Here is a 12,685-nt window from a genome sequence, read left to right on the forward strand (position 1 = left end):
CTGTTCGACCGCGAACTGCTCGCCGACGGTCTGTGGACGTGCCCCGATCCGTCGCTGGTCGTCGTCGATGTCTCCCCGCTCGACCCGCGCGTTCAGCGCCTCGTCTCGTACCTGGTCAGGACCACGCCGCCGGGAAACGTCCGTGTCTCCACCAGGTTCAGGTTCGCCCAGCTGTCCAGCGCGGTGAAGAACGGTGTGCCGCTACCCACCAGGACCGGATGGGTGACGATCGCGTACTCGTCGATCAGCCCGGCCCGCATCGCCGCCCCGGCGAGCGCTGCGCCACCGACCCTCATCGGCCCACCGTCCTCGGCCTTGAGCCGAGTGATCTCCGCGACCGCGTCGCCGGTGACCAGGCGAGCGTTCCAGTCGACCTTGTCGACCGTCGAGGAGAACACCACCTTCGGCGTGTCCCGCCAGTTCCGCGCGAACTCGATCTGCGCTGGGGTGGCGCCCGGTTGCTGGTCGCCGGTCGGCCAGTAGGCGCTCATGGTCTCCCACAGCTTGCGCCCATACAGCAACAGGCTGATCGCCCGCTCCTGGTCGAGCCACCACTGGAACAGCTCGTCGCTCGGCCCGCTCCAGCTGAGGTCGTCGCCGGGCGCGGCGACATAGCCGTCCAGGGACAGGTTCATGCCGTAGAGCAGTCTCCGCACAGCGCCAGCCTTCCGTCAGTCGGTCTCGGAAGTCTAGACGGGCCTTGACCCCGAATCCTGGACACGGGTTATGCGGCTGGTGTGAGCGTAGTTGGTCAGAAACCGCTGGGGTTCACTCGTCGATGACGTAGCCGACGTGCCGACCGCAGAAGTATCCGCGCACGATGTGAGGTTGGTGTTGTCGGCGGTGAAAGAACCGGCGTGTTTCGGAGGCGAGTTCGGTCTGGTTCCTGGCCCGGTGGGTGTGGGGCAGGCTGCGCTTGAGGTCGGCGTCGACGAGCTCGTCTGGGTTCAACTCGGGTGAGTACGAGGGCAGGAAGTGCAGTTCGACCTGGTCCTTGTGGTTGGCGAGCCAGGCCCGGACGGCCGGGTGGCTTTCAGCCCGGACGGGCACACCCTCACAGCGGCCGGCCACACCGACAACGGCACCATCAACCTGTGGAACCTCACCGATCCCGACCACCCCACCCCCATCGGCCTGCCGCTGACCGTGGAGACCGGATGCGTCGCCGTTCTGGCGTTCAGCCCGGACGGTCACACCCTGGCCGCCACCACCGACGACGGCGTGGCCACGCTCTGGGACCTGAACGTCGAGTCCACCATCAGCCGCATCTGCACCGGGAGCTTCGGCGCCTTGAGCCGGCAGCAATGGAGCCGATACGTTCTCCAACTGCCGTACGACCCACCCTGTGTGACCACCTAGTGACCTGAGTCAGAGGTTCGTCGTTGGTTTGGTGTGAATCGTCGTGGACCGAAGATCCCGCCGTTGTCGGTGACGGATGCCCAGCGGGCTGTGCTTGAGGGATGGGTGCGTCGCCGGTCGACGGCTCAGGCTCTGGCCTTGCGGTCCCGGATCGTTCTGGAGTGCGCCGAGGGGCACTCGATCATGGAGGTGTCACGGCGGCTGAAAGTCGCTCCAGACACGGTCCGCACCTGACGAAGGCGCTTCCTCGACTGCGGTCTGGACGGCCTGGCCGACGAGCCCAGGCCAGGTGTCCCCAGGAAGATCACCGATGCCGATGTAGAGCGGGTCATCGTCAAGACGCTCGAGGAGAAGCCGGCGAACGCCACGCACTGGTCGACCCGGTCGATGGCGGCGGCGACCGGGATGTCCCAGTCGGCCGTCTCCAGGATCTGGCGTGCCTTCGCCCTGGCCCCGCACCGCTCGCAGACGTTCAAGCTGTCCACGGACCCGCTGTTCATCGACAAGGTCCGCGATGTGGTCGGCCTCTACCTCGACCCACCGGAGAAGGCCCTGGTGCTGTGCGTGGACGAGAAGTCGCAGATCCAGGCCCTGGACCGGTCCCAGCCTGTCCTGCCGATGATGCCCGGCGTCCCCGAACGCCGCAGCCACGACTACGTGCGTGCCGGCACCACCACCCTGTTCGCCGCCCTGGAGGTCGCCACCGGCAAGGTGATCGGCTCCCTGCACCGGCGCCGCCGGGCCGTGGAGTTCAAGAAGTTCCTGGCCAAGCTCGACAAGGAAGTCCCCGCCGGGCTCGATGTCCACCTCATCCTGGACAACTACGTCACTCACACGACACCCGCCATCAAGAAGTGGCTGCTGGCACACCCGCGTCTCCACCTTCACTTCACACCGACGAGTTCGACGTGGCTCAACCTGGTCGAGCGGTGGTTCGCCGAGCTGACGCAGAAGAAACTCAAGCGCGGCGTCCACCGCTCCGCCTACTGCCGACGAATCTCCGACTCAGGTCACTAGTAGGGCCTGGTCACGTTGATATCGGCTCTGGCATGTTGCGGTGACAGATGGGGCAGGCGCCGCTCCAGGCCGCGAGGAGTAACTGCGGTTCGCGGGTGATCCGGTAGAGGCTCAGGCCGGCGCCGTCTCTTTTGGGGACCGGGTGATGCGCTGGAGGGTGCAGAAGGCGTTGGCGGCGGAGACGAGGGTGACGTGGTGGTGCCAGCCTCTTCAGGTGCGGCCTTCGAAGTGGGCCGGGCCCAGGGCCTGTTTCATCTCGCGGTAGCCGACGAACCCGCGGTGCCGTCCGCCCCCTCCCCGCGCCGGCCGGGATCGAAGTGGGCCGGGATGTGGCGGAAGAAGAAGTTGTGGATCAGCCGGGCCGAGGACTTGCTGTCGCCGAAGTACTCCTGTGCCTGGTGGAACTGGCCGGGGTCGAAGAGCACGAGCCGGTTCGGCACCATCGCCAGCGAGACCAGTTCCTGCCAGTGGGCGATGTCGCCGCCGTCGGCGAGGATCTGCTGGGCGTCCGGGCGGCCGCGGAGTTCGAAGAAGTGGCGTACGCCGGTGCGCCGATGGGCGTAGAGGGACGTGCCGCCGCGGCACTGTTCCGCCGTGTTGAGATAGAGCACGCCCGCCCAGCGGGCCTCGTCGACGTGGATGCGGGCACCGCGGTGCAGGTTGACCTTCCAGTCCATGGCCGAGGACATGTGCAGATGGTCGGCGATCAGTTCCTCCCGGCTCCCGGGCCCGAGCACCTCGCAGATCCGGCCGATGGCCTCCTCCTGCATCCAGCGTGGCGCCGGCGCGGTGCGGTAGGCGAAAGCGCTGTCGGTCCGGGGCGTGAACGCGCAGGCCAGCGCGGCGGCGCGGGCGTGTTCGAAATCGGTGTACACGTCGTCGACGACGACGAGGGAGGCGTGGTCGATGCCGGTGACGGTCACTGCGAGGCTCCTTCGAGGTCATGGACGACGGCCGGGCAGCCGCGGATGAAGGCCGTCACCTCCGCCACGGCCCGGCGTGAGGCGGCCTGGCAGAACCGCTCGACATGCCCGACCGGGTACTCACTGAGGGTCACGGGCGCCCTCCCGCGCAACCGGTCGGCGAGGCGCCGGCCGTGCCGGGCGTCGGCCCTCGTGTCGTGGGTTCCGGTCTGGATCAGCACCGGCGGCAGGGGACCGGCGGGCAACGGCAGGTGAAGGGGCGACAGCGCGGTGAGGGCGCTCAGATGGTCGGGACGGGACGGGTCGCCGAGCATGGCCGTCCAGTGCCGGCCGATCCCGAGGGCGGGAAAACCGACCAGGTCGGTGACGGGAAAGCGCAGGATCCAGCCGTCGAACAGGCCGGGGTCCAGAAGGACCGCGCGTGCGGCGCCGACCGCGCCCATGCTGTGCCCGAGGACGAGGAGCGGGCGACGCGGTCCGGTCTCCTCGCGCAACAGGCGGGCCGCGTGCAGGAGGTCGTTGTAGCCGCGTTCCCCGGTGGGCACGCGATGCGCCGGGACCAGCGACCGCGTCACGGTCCGGGCCAGTGTGATCTGCCCCGCGCGGGCCAGCTCCTCCAGGGCGCGTTCCAGGGGTGCGTTGGCGAGCGCGGTCAGTCCCCCGTGCTCCAGCAGCAGGACGGGGCCCCCGGTGCCGGACAGCTGGACGGGGAGCCGGTTGCCGTCGCCCGCCGTGCAGAAGCGGGTGGTGCGGGTCAACGGCGCGGGCCAGGGGGCCGTGCGGAGGGAGCGCGGTGCGCTCTCGTGGTCCGGGAGCAGTTCCATACGGCCGGCCGCGGTGCCGTCCGGTCGACGGCGGACCCTCAGCCACAGCGCGCAGTCGGCGGCGGGCGAGGCGGTGACGTCCGGGAACGAGTCACCGGGCCGCCCCCCGGCCACCAGCCGCGGCTCCAGCGTCTCCCCGTCGATCCGGTACAGCGCCTCGGCGGCCTCAGCCCCTCGTCCGGCGACGGTGCGGACGACCACACCGCGGCGAGTGCCCCAGCACCAGGCCAGTGCCCTCCCCTCGGGGAAGACGACCGGCTCACCCGCGGCCGGATCCGTTTCCCCGGGCGGCAGCGCGCGCAGCACCGCTCTGGGCGTGCCGAGCGCCTCACCGTGCCACCAGCGGTCCGCGCCGAGCAGCAGACGGGTGCGCGGGGTCGGCGCCGTCGGCAGCGGGGTGAGGGTGAGGTCGCCCGTCGCGGGATCGAGACGCAGCAGGCGCTGGATCGTCGAGCCGTGCATCGTCGACCTGACCAGTACGGCGGCGGGATCGGCCGTCGCCTCCAGGGCCACCAGGGCGCTCGGATCGTCGTCGAGCGCCACCGGCCGGTCGTGCGCGAAGGGCTCACCGGTGCGGTGCACCGCGACCCTCAGCCCGTCCACCGGCGGATCGGCCAGCCGTGCGCCCGGGGCGAAGCCCGTGTAGACGAATCCCGGCCCCGCCTCGCCGCCGGTCGCCGACGGCACGCGCGCCAGGCGTACGACGCTGGGGCGGCGGGCGAGCACGAGGTCCGGTGTGCCGGGTTCCGACAGAAAACCGTAGTCGCCCCCGGGGTGCCCGTACAGGACGACGGCGGGAGCGGCGCCGGCCGGGTGGACGGCCAGGGCCGTCAAGCCGTCAGGCCCCTCCGGCAGGGCGACGTCATGGACGCCGGAGGCGTCCCCGCGCAGCAGACGCGCCCCCGTCTCGGCGTCCTGCCACCAGTAGCCGGCCGTGCCCACGGTCACCAGACCATGCACGGCCACCGGACCCCCCGGATCCGGTACGTGGCTCTCCCTGTGCGCCCGCATCCCGCTCACCCCTGCTCGTTAGAGGCAAGCTCATGACGACCGGAGGCCAGGAACAGGGCGCCCGCCACGAGGAGCGCGGCCACCAGGCAGCCCGCGACGGCCCGCGCCGGGAAGCTGTCCGCGGCGGGCGAGCGGACCAGCAGCACGCAGTACGTGAACGGGTTCACCGCCGCCAGCACCCGCATGAACGCCGGAAGATCGTCCAGGGAGTAGAACAAGGGCGCGGTCATGACCAGCGGCAGGCTGAACAAGGAGGTCATCAGGTCGCGCTTGCTGTAACTGTTGACCCCGAACCCCAGCGCACAGCCCGTCAGCACGGTCAGCAGACACACCAGCACGGCCAGCCCGGCCATTCTCAGGTCCTGGACGGGACTGCCCCGCCCGAGCAGCTGCTTCAGGACGGCGATGGCCGCGATCTGCACGGTGGCGACCAGCGTGTTCGCCGCCAGGATCGAGCCGATGTACTGCGGGAAGGACACGTCGGTGGTCCGGGCGACGGCGTACACACCCCACTTGCGGTCGTTGGCCACGTCGCCCATGCACCAGAAGAGGGCGCGCACGGCGATCACGACGAGTACGCCCGCGTAGGCGAAGTCGTCGTAGGTCATGCCGTCGATGCGGGCGCCCGCGACGAGGGTGCTGAGGCCGGTGACCATGAAGAGGAAGTAGGCGGGGGCCTCGATGACCCGGCTGAGATGGCTGGTGCGCCAGTTCCACACGCTGAGCAGGTGGAAGCGGGCCAGCGTCAGGGAGGTCTTCACTGCTGCACCATCACACTCTCGGGGGCCGGGGTCCGTTCGGCGTAGCGCGCGAGGTACACGTCGCGCAGGGACTGCTTCTCGGCGCTGAGGTCCTGCACCCGCAGCTCCTGCGGCAGCCAGGCGAGGACCGGGCGCAGTCCGGTGGCCAACGGCACCCGCACCGACAGACCGGTGCGGTCCGCCTCGGTCTCCAGGGCCCACTCCGGCGGCAGTCCGGCGGTGAGCCGGTCCGCAAGGGGCTCGGGCATCGGCTCGTCGAACACCACGCTCACCTTCATGGTGGCGCCCGCCCGCCGGATGAACTCCCGGATCGGCAGGTGGGCGCGCAGCCGGCCCTCGTCGAGCAGGACGAGGTCGGACGCGGTCCGCTCGACGGCGTCCAGGTCGTGCGAGGAGACCAGCACCGTGGCGCCCGCCGCGGCCCGTTCCCGCAGGTGCTCCATGACCAGTTCACCGGCCGCCGGGTCGAGACCGGCGGTCGGCTCGTCGAGCACGTAGACGGCCGCGTCGGCCACCAGGGCGCGGCCGATCTGCACACGCTGCAGTTGTCCGCCGGAGATGTACTCGGCCTGCCGGGAACGGACCTTTTCCAGGTCGAGCAGCTCCAGCACGCGATCGACGGAGGAGACCGGCGTTCCGGTCAACCGGGCTACCAGTTCAATGTTCTGACGTACCGTCAGCGACCAGTCGACCATGGTGCGCTGCGGCGCCCACATCACCCGGCCCGGGCCGATGTCGGTGGTGACCGTGCCGGACGTGGGACGGATCAGCCCCGAGACGATGTTCAGCAGCGTCGACTTCCCGGCGCCGTTGTGGCCCACCACGGCGAGCAGGGTGCCGGATTCCACGGCGAAGGAGACACCGGACAGCGCCTCCGTCCCCGTGCGGTAGCGCTTGGTGATCTGATCAACGGTCAGGCTAGGCACCGAAGTACTCCTCCACAAGGTCAGCGCCCGCCTGTTCGCCGCCCTCGGCGGGCAGTGTCAGCAGGCTCCGTGCTCGATCGGCCGCGAGTGTGCCGCCCAGCCAGGACCAGGCCCCGGCCGGCCATACGCGCGGCGGGGGACCGCCCGGCACGAGCGTCGGCGCCGCCGCACCGGCGCGCCGTACGGCGACCAGGTGTACCGGCCCCAGCCGGCGTCCGACGGGTACGACCGCGCCCAGGCTCTCCGGCCTGGCGAGCACCACTTCACCGCTCACCGTGCAGAAGGAGCGGCGCTGTTCCAGTCCGGCCAGTGTCCCCTCGCGCATCGCGGTCAGCGTACGGCCCCGCACACCGGTCGGCGTGAGATACGGCCGGGCCGCCCCGGTGGCGCGTTCGACGACGAGCAGCTGGTCCGAGGCGAGGGCCCAGCCACGGGCGAGGAGTGCCAGGCCGAGGCTGGTCTTGCCGCTGTGCGGCTCACCGAAGAAGGCCACACAGCGGCTCCCGCGCACGAGCACCGTGGCCTGCGCCGCGGCGACGCTGTCCCGCATCGTCCGGAACGGCGGCAACGGCGACGGCACCGACGACCAGCGGGTGAAACGACGCTCCTCGATGAGCCGGCCACCGGGTTCCGCGCTCAGCCGGAAGGACTTCGGGGCGTCGTCCTTGGCCAGCAGCGAGCGCAGGAAACCACCGTCACCGGCACACAGTTCCACCCGGTACCTCGGTCGCGCGCCGTGCGGTGCGCGGTGCGGACCGAAGAAGAAGTCGAGGTCCGCGGCGTCCGCGGGGGCGCACCGCACGCGCACCACGGTGCCGAAGAAGTCGAGCAGGCACTCGGTGTGCTCCGGGATCTCCGCGGGGCACAGCGGATCAGGCGCCATGGGCGTCTCCCTCTCCCGTCAGCCGTCGGCACACGTCCAGAAGCTCCGGCAGGTGCGCTTGTGGTTCCCAGGTGACGCGCGAGGAGCGGCCCTCGGTCTGCGCGGTGAACCGGTCACCGTGCGCCAGGTGGAGGCGCCAGGCCAGCTGGAGCGGCTGGTCGGGCGGGGCGCACCGGCCGAGCCGTTGCGGTCGCACCATCCAGGTGTCACCCCAGCGGGTGGGCAGGCGTGGGGCGTCGGCCAGCAGTGCGGCGTCCAGCCACGGCAGCAGCGGCAGGCTGCGCTCGCGGACACCGATGGGACGCCCGTAGTAGTACAGGCGCCCCTTCGTCCGCCGGTCCGTCACCAGCAGGTCGTCGGAGACGAACCGCCAGCCCTCCCGTAGGAGATGGGCGAGGACGACCGACTTGCCGGCGCCACTCGATCCGGTGACGGCGAGCGCCCGGGCGCTGCCGTCGGGGGCGGCCAGCGCGGCCCCGTGCCGGGTGCGCACGAGGTCACGCAGGGGGGCCAGGCCGAACGGCGGTACGGGCGAGGGCAACCGGGATCGCGTCCCCCACTCCTCGTAGAGCCGCCAGGGCGCGGCCGGCGTCCGCCACCAGACGCGCTTGGTCGTGGTCGTCCCGAGCGCCGCCGTGAACGAGCCGCCGCCGTCGGTCTCCAGCCGTACGCTCAACTCGGGTCCGCCGCCGAAGTCTTGCGGCACGAGGTGGTCGCTGAGGTAGTAACGCAGGTGAGCGGCGTCACCGGGGTCCGCGCAGAGGAACTCCACGTTGACATCGCGGAAACGGGCCGCCACGGCCGTACCGGTGAGGTCAGGCATCGAGCCCCACCTCCATGCCCTGTTCCCGCTGCCAGGCGGTGAGTTCCTCGCTGATCGCCCGCCGGTCGGCCCGGTAACCGGGCTCCTCGAAGGGCATGCCGCGCACGCGGCTGGGAATCAGGGAGCAGGCATGTTCCCGCGGACTCAGGACGCTGTCGAACATCCGCCAGGGGAACTCGACGGTCAGCCCCAACTCGGCGCGCTCGTCCCACAGGCCGCTGCCGGGGCGCAGCTCGCATTCGGTCAGGTACTTGGGTGCCGGGAGCCCCGCCCGGCGGTGCGCGCGGATCTCGCCGAGCAGGCGCCGACGGTGGTCTGGCGTCTCCTTCGGATGGCCGATCATCATGCCCCACACGCTGTGCATGCCGGACTCGCGGGCCGCGTACAGCATGCGGACCCCCTCCTCGACGGTCTGCCGCTTGTTCATCAGGCCGAGGTGGTCCTCGAGCAGGGTCTCGATGCCGAGTTGAACGGTCACCCGGCCCAGAGCGGTGAGCCGGTGCAGCCGTTCGCGGCCGAAGTCGGGTCTGATCTCGCAGAAGACCTGGTAGTCGTGGCGTTCGCCGGAGGCGGTCACCGCCTCGGTCAGACGAGGCGGCAGCGCGGTGTCGAGGAACTGGAACCGGCGCTGTCCGTAGGTCCGCGCCAGATGGGCCATCTCGGCCAGGACACGAGCGGGATCGTGCATCTTGAACCGGGCGTCGTAGGAGTCGTTGAAGTTGCAGAAGTCGCACCGGTCCCAGTAGCAGCCGCGGGACAGTTCCATGCTCACCACCAGCCGGTCGCGCAGCCAGGGCCGGCGCAGTCCGGCCTCGACGAGGGCGGACTGCTCCGCGTACCCGTCCTTGAAGGTGTGGGCCCGGCCCGCGACGATCCGGCGCCGGCCGACGAGGGCGTGGTGCACGGCGTCGCCGAGGACGTCCTCGGCCTCGCCGTAGACCACGACGTCCACCTCCTCGTGGAGGGCGAGTACGTCGCGGGCGACCTGGTAGGAGCCGAAGTAGCCGCCGAGCACCACGCGCGGCCGGGGCACCCCCTTGTCCCGCGCGATGCGCGCGACGCGGCGGGCCAGCAACAGGCTGGGAAGCAGCTGGAAGTGGGTGCTGGTCAGGCAGAGCACCTCACTGCCGAGGACGCGCTCGGCCAGCCGGTCGAGGTAGGCGTCGAACAGGTCACGCAGCCGTGTCTCCTCGACGGCGCCGGCGAGGAACTCCGTGCGGGCCAGTTCCACGCGCTCCGCCCGGTGGGCGTCTGTCGGCGCCGACCAGAGGGGCAGCAGGGCGACGTCGGCGGTGAAGTGGCGGTTGGTGAACAGCTTGTACGCGCTCTCCGGCAGACCCCGGCTGCGCGCGTAGGCGTAGAACTCCATGTGCGCCGGGAGGAACCGGGCCCGGCAGCCGAGCTGCCGCAGTCGCCGGGTGATGAGTACGGCCGGGTAGCACGTCGCGAAGGGGGTGAAGAAGGGCAGCGAGACCACGGCCACGGTCGCTGCCGGGGCGGTGCGGGCCACCGGCGTCAGCGGCAGGAGTGCGGGGCTCTGCGGCATCGGGGTCCTTTCGTGCCGACCGTCGGTGTGTGGTGTGCGCGATGATGGGTGCGGGTCCGGTGCACCGGCTTGGCCCCGGTGCACCGGACCCGGCCCTTGCGGGTGGGTCAGTCGACGACGAACTGCTTGTGCAGGCCGGAGGCCATGATGGCCTCCTCGATGGTGGGCTCGAAGAAACCGTCGTCCTCGAACTCGACCTCCGCCTCGGCGGTGTTGATCTGCTCCTCTGCCATGTGGTTCACCTCCTCTCGACCAGTCGGTGCGGTGACCTGTCCGGTGTCTCGACGGACAGGAGCCTGGTGACCAGCAGCCGCCACACGAAGGTGCGCAGCCGCGGCGTGGATCCGGGCGCGCAGCGCTCGGTGAGCCCGGCCCAGGAAACGCCCGCGTCGCCGGCGACGAGGTGGGCGACGGCGGCGCCCGAGGCGGACAGGCGCAGCCGCTGCCCGGTGATCCCCGAGTGCAGGACGACGTCGGTGCCCTCGTGGGTCAGCTGGGTGCCGGGGCCGAGGCGCAGCAGCAGATCGCCGGCCAGCTGGCCGGCGGAGGTCAGCAGGCCCGTGCCGGGCTCGGCGGGTTCGAGGCACCGGTGGTGCAGCGCGGCGTGCACCAGCGCGCGTTCGGCGGCGTCGCGGCAGGTGTCGGCCGCGCTCGCGGGCAGGGCGTCCAGCAGTCTGCTCGGGAAGCTGAACAGGGCTCCTTGCCTGGGCTCGTACAGCAGGGTCCGGTCGCCCCGGCGGAGGCGGACGACCCAGCCTTCGGCGGGGCGCAGCACGGTGCGGTCCCAGTGCGGCCCGGGGCAGGCCACCTGGGGCCGGGCTTCGGTGTCGTCGGCCCGCTCGCCGCGGCGGCGGTCCGCCCGCAGGAAGATGACCTCCTCGGCGGGGCGGTCCTGGGAGTCGAAGGAGCCGCTGAGAACGCGGTCGGCTCGGGCGGCGATGTCCCGGTCCTCCGCGCTGCGCGGCTCCGGCAAGGTGCCGAGGTAGTCGTAGCGCAGCGCCATCTGGAGGTCCTCGCCGGGGTCCCGGTACAACAGCCGTACCTGGTACTGATCCGGTGCGGCGGCCACCGGGGACAGTGCGTCCAGCACGAACGGACCGATCCCGAAGGTGCTGTCCGGCACGGCGTACCGCTCGCGCGAACGGGCCAGGGTGGCGGCGGCGAACTCCACGGTGCGCGCCGTCTGCCAGCGGGCCTCGCCCGGGAATCCGGCGATCCCGAAGAGGTGGACGCTGATGCCGGAGGCGAGCAGCGCGTCGAGGTTGGGCGCGATCCAGGACGCCTTGATGTCCTTGCGCATCCGGTCGAGGACGTCCTGGTTGTAGGACTCGAGCCCCAGGTCGAGACGGCGGCAGCCGGCGGTGTACAGCGCATCGGTCAGGCGGCGGTCGATCGTCGGGGAGAACCGGGTCTCGCCGTACCAGCGGTAGTCCCGGTCGGCGAGCCCGCGGGACAGGGCGCGCATGCTGCGGACGGTCAGGATCTCGTCCACGAACTGGAAGTGCCTGGTGCCGTGGCGCCGGTGGAGTTCGTCCAGCTCGGCGACGACGGCCTCGGGTGCCCGGATGCGGAACTTGTCGGAGGCGAAGGGGATCGCGCAGAAGGCGCACTTCCAGGCGCAGCTGCGGGAGGCGATCACCGGGAGCACGGGGCCGGGGGCCAGGTAGCCGTCCGCCAGGGGGTGGTCGGTGAAGTCGGGCACGGGCAGTTCGGCCAGCGAGGCGGTGGCGGACGGGCAGCGGTGCAACTCCTCACCATCCGGTACGACGATGCCGGGCACGCCGTGCAGCGGCCGGCCGGCCAGCAGCCGGTCGACGAGGTCGACGATGGACTCCTCGCCCTCGTAGCACACGAGGGAGTCCACCAAGGTGAAGAACGGGTGCCCCGGCCACAACCGGTCGGCGATTCGGGTGACGAAGTTGCCTCCGACGGTGATGTGCACGTCGGGCCGTTCGCGCTTGACGAGACGCGCGGCGGTCAGCGCGGCGATGAGCTGGGAGTCGGCGGACACGGACAGGCCGACGACTTCGAGGTCCGGCAGGTCGCGCAGGCGGGGCACCAGGACGCGTTCGAAGACATGGAGGTAGGGGTTGTGCACGGCGTCGGTCACGGCGCGCATGACCTGGTGGGTGGAGACGGGGCGGTGGCGCAGGTCGAAGCGGTCGAAGCTCAGCTCGGCGCCCGGGGTCAGGGCGGCGATTCCGTCCAGGACGGCGTGGCAGACGGCCGTGGCGGCACGGTAGCCGTCGATGTCCGTGATGCTCGCCGGCGAGCGCAGGAACAAGGCCGCGCGGTCCACCGACGACCGGGCCGCTTCGAACTGGTCGCGGGCCCGGGCGCCGAGCGTCCGGTCGCGGTGGGCGGCGTACTCGCCGGCTCCGTCCGGGCTGAGCAGATGACGCATCGTCTCGGCGGACAGATCGAGCGCGGACGCGGCCACGTGGTGCCGGCGCAGCACGGCCAGCAGCAGGGGCACGGCAAGGTGGGGGGCGTACGGGTTCCACAGCGGCGGGTTGACCAGCAGGACCCGCGGCGAGCCGGGTCTGTCGTGCGTGGGTGTGGGCATGGGCGCGTGCATGGGCTCACCTCGCCCCCCGTTCGGGGGAATCGGC

General features: G+C 71.3%; 11 protein-coding genes and 3 pseudogenes. 2 read left to right on the forward strand and 12 right to left on the reverse strand.

Annotated features, from left to right (window positions below; translation table 11 throughout):
* Nucleotides 1-92: 92 nt before the first annotated feature.
* Both AC07C1_RS14075 and AC07C1_RS14080 read right to left on the reverse strand, forming a co-directional pair.
* Entirely contained in the window at nucleotides 93-656 is a 564-nt protein-coding gene (locus AC07C1_RS14075) for a dihydrofolate reductase family protein (protein ID WP_478938925.1), read from the reverse strand.
* Between the two features lie 112 nt (nucleotides 657-768).
* Nucleotides 769-1,020: pseudogene (locus AC07C1_RS14080) on the reverse strand (transposase); the annotation flags it as partial.
* 6 nt (nucleotides 1,021-1,026) lie between these two features.
* On the opposite strand from AC07C1_RS14080, the gene AC07C1_RS14085 reads away from it, so the two are divergent.
* On the forward strand, nucleotides 1,027-1,359 hold the full coding sequence (locus tag AC07C1_RS14085; protein WP_478938926.1) for a WD40 repeat domain-containing protein: 333 nt from the start codon (nucleotides 1,027-1,029) through the stop codon (nucleotides 1,357-1,359).
* 33 nt (nucleotides 1,360-1,392) lie between these two features.
* Nucleotides 1,393-2,376: pseudogene (locus AC07C1_RS14090) on the forward strand (IS630 family transposase).
* Between the two features lie 111 nt (nucleotides 2,377-2,487).
* On the opposite strand, the pseudogene AC07C1_RS14095 reads toward AC07C1_RS14090, so the two are convergent.
* The 10 genes and pseudogenes from AC07C1_RS14095 to AC07C1_RS14140 all read right to left on the reverse strand — a co-directional run.
* Nucleotides 2,488-2,640, reverse strand: a pseudogene (locus AC07C1_RS14095) (IS701 family transposase); the annotation flags it as partial.
* The gene (locus tag AC07C1_RS14100) at nucleotides 2,628-3,299 is read right to left on the reverse strand and encodes a DUF6445 family protein (RefSeq protein ID WP_478938927.1); all 672 of its coding nucleotides are present in this window, start codon (nucleotides 3,297-3,299) and stop codon (nucleotides 2,628-2,630) included. The gene AC07C1_RS14100 and the pseudogene AC07C1_RS14095, both read right to left, overlap by 13 nt.
* Nucleotides 3,296-5,089: an alpha/beta hydrolase family protein gene (locus AC07C1_RS14105; RefSeq protein ID WP_478938928.1), complete on the reverse strand. Its 1,794-nt coding sequence runs from the start codon at nucleotides 5,087-5,089 to the stop codon at nucleotides 3,296-3,298. The genes AC07C1_RS14100 and AC07C1_RS14105 overlap by 4 nt, the downstream gene beginning before the upstream one ends.
* A gap of 50 nt (nucleotides 5,090-5,139) precedes the next feature.
* On the reverse strand, nucleotides 5,140-5,895 hold the full coding sequence (locus AC07C1_RS14110) for an ABC transporter permease (protein ID WP_478938929.1): 756 nt from the start codon (nucleotides 5,893-5,895) through the stop codon (nucleotides 5,140-5,142).
* Nucleotides 5,892-6,821, reverse strand: coding sequence for an ABC transporter ATP-binding protein (locus AC07C1_RS14115; RefSeq protein ID WP_478938930.1), 930 nt, complete (start codon nucleotides 6,819-6,821; stop codon nucleotides 5,892-5,894). Before AC07C1_RS14115 ends, AC07C1_RS14110 begins: the two co-directional genes overlap by 4 nt.
* Nucleotides 6,814-7,704: a hypothetical protein gene (locus AC07C1_RS14120; RefSeq protein WP_478938931.1), complete on the reverse strand. Its 891-nt coding sequence runs from the start codon at nucleotides 7,702-7,704 to the stop codon at nucleotides 6,814-6,816. Before AC07C1_RS14120 ends, AC07C1_RS14115 begins: the two co-directional genes overlap by 8 nt.
* On the reverse strand, nucleotides 7,694-8,527 hold the full coding sequence (locus AC07C1_RS14125) for a hypothetical protein (protein ID WP_478938932.1): 834 nt from the start codon (nucleotides 8,525-8,527) through the stop codon (nucleotides 7,694-7,696). The genes AC07C1_RS14120 and AC07C1_RS14125 overlap by 11 nt, the downstream gene beginning before the upstream one ends.
* Complete coding sequence (locus AC07C1_RS14130; RefSeq protein ID WP_478938933.1) at nucleotides 8,520-10,073, reverse strand: B12-binding domain-containing radical SAM protein; 1,554 nt, start codon at nucleotides 10,071-10,073, stop codon at nucleotides 8,520-8,522. The genes AC07C1_RS14125 and AC07C1_RS14130 overlap by 8 nt, the downstream gene beginning before the upstream one ends.
* A 107-nt stretch (nucleotides 10,074-10,180) precedes the next feature.
* On the reverse strand, nucleotides 10,181-10,306 hold the full coding sequence (locus AC07C1_RS14135; RefSeq protein ID WP_478938934.1) for a hypothetical protein: 126 nt from the start codon (nucleotides 10,304-10,306) through the stop codon (nucleotides 10,181-10,183).
* Nucleotides 10,307-10,311: 5 nt separating this feature from the next.
* Nucleotides 10,312-12,639, reverse strand: a complete 2,328-nt coding sequence (locus AC07C1_RS14140) for a B12-binding domain-containing radical SAM protein (RefSeq protein ID WP_478938935.1) — start codon at nucleotides 12,637-12,639, stop codon at nucleotides 10,312-10,314.
* Nucleotides 12,640-12,685 lie beyond the last annotated feature (46 nt).

The organism is Streptomyces sp. NPDC045022 (genome assembly GCF_056432605.1).

Bases quoted from the DNA above. Each gene is read 5' to 3' on its own strand.
- AC07C1_RS14120 (WP_478938931.1), bottom strand. From the start codon at position 7,704: ATGGCGCCTGATCCGCTGTGCCCCGCGGAGATCCCGGAGCACACCGAG.
- AC07C1_RS14125 (WP_478938932.1), bottom strand. From the start codon at position 8,527: ATGCCTGACCTCACCGGTACGGCCGTGGCGGCCCGTTTCCGCGATGTC.
- AC07C1_RS14130 (WP_478938933.1), bottom strand. From the start codon at position 10,073: ATGCCGCAGAGCCCCGCACTCCTGCCGCTGACGCCGGTGGCCCGCACC.
- AC07C1_RS14135 (WP_478938934.1), bottom strand. From the start codon at position 10,306: ATGGCAGAGGAGCAGATCAACACCGCCGAGGCGGAGGTCGAGTTCGAG.
- AC07C1_RS14140 (WP_478938935.1), bottom strand. From the start codon at position 12,639: ATGCCCACACCCACGCACGACAGACCCGGCTCGCCGCGGGTCCTGCTG.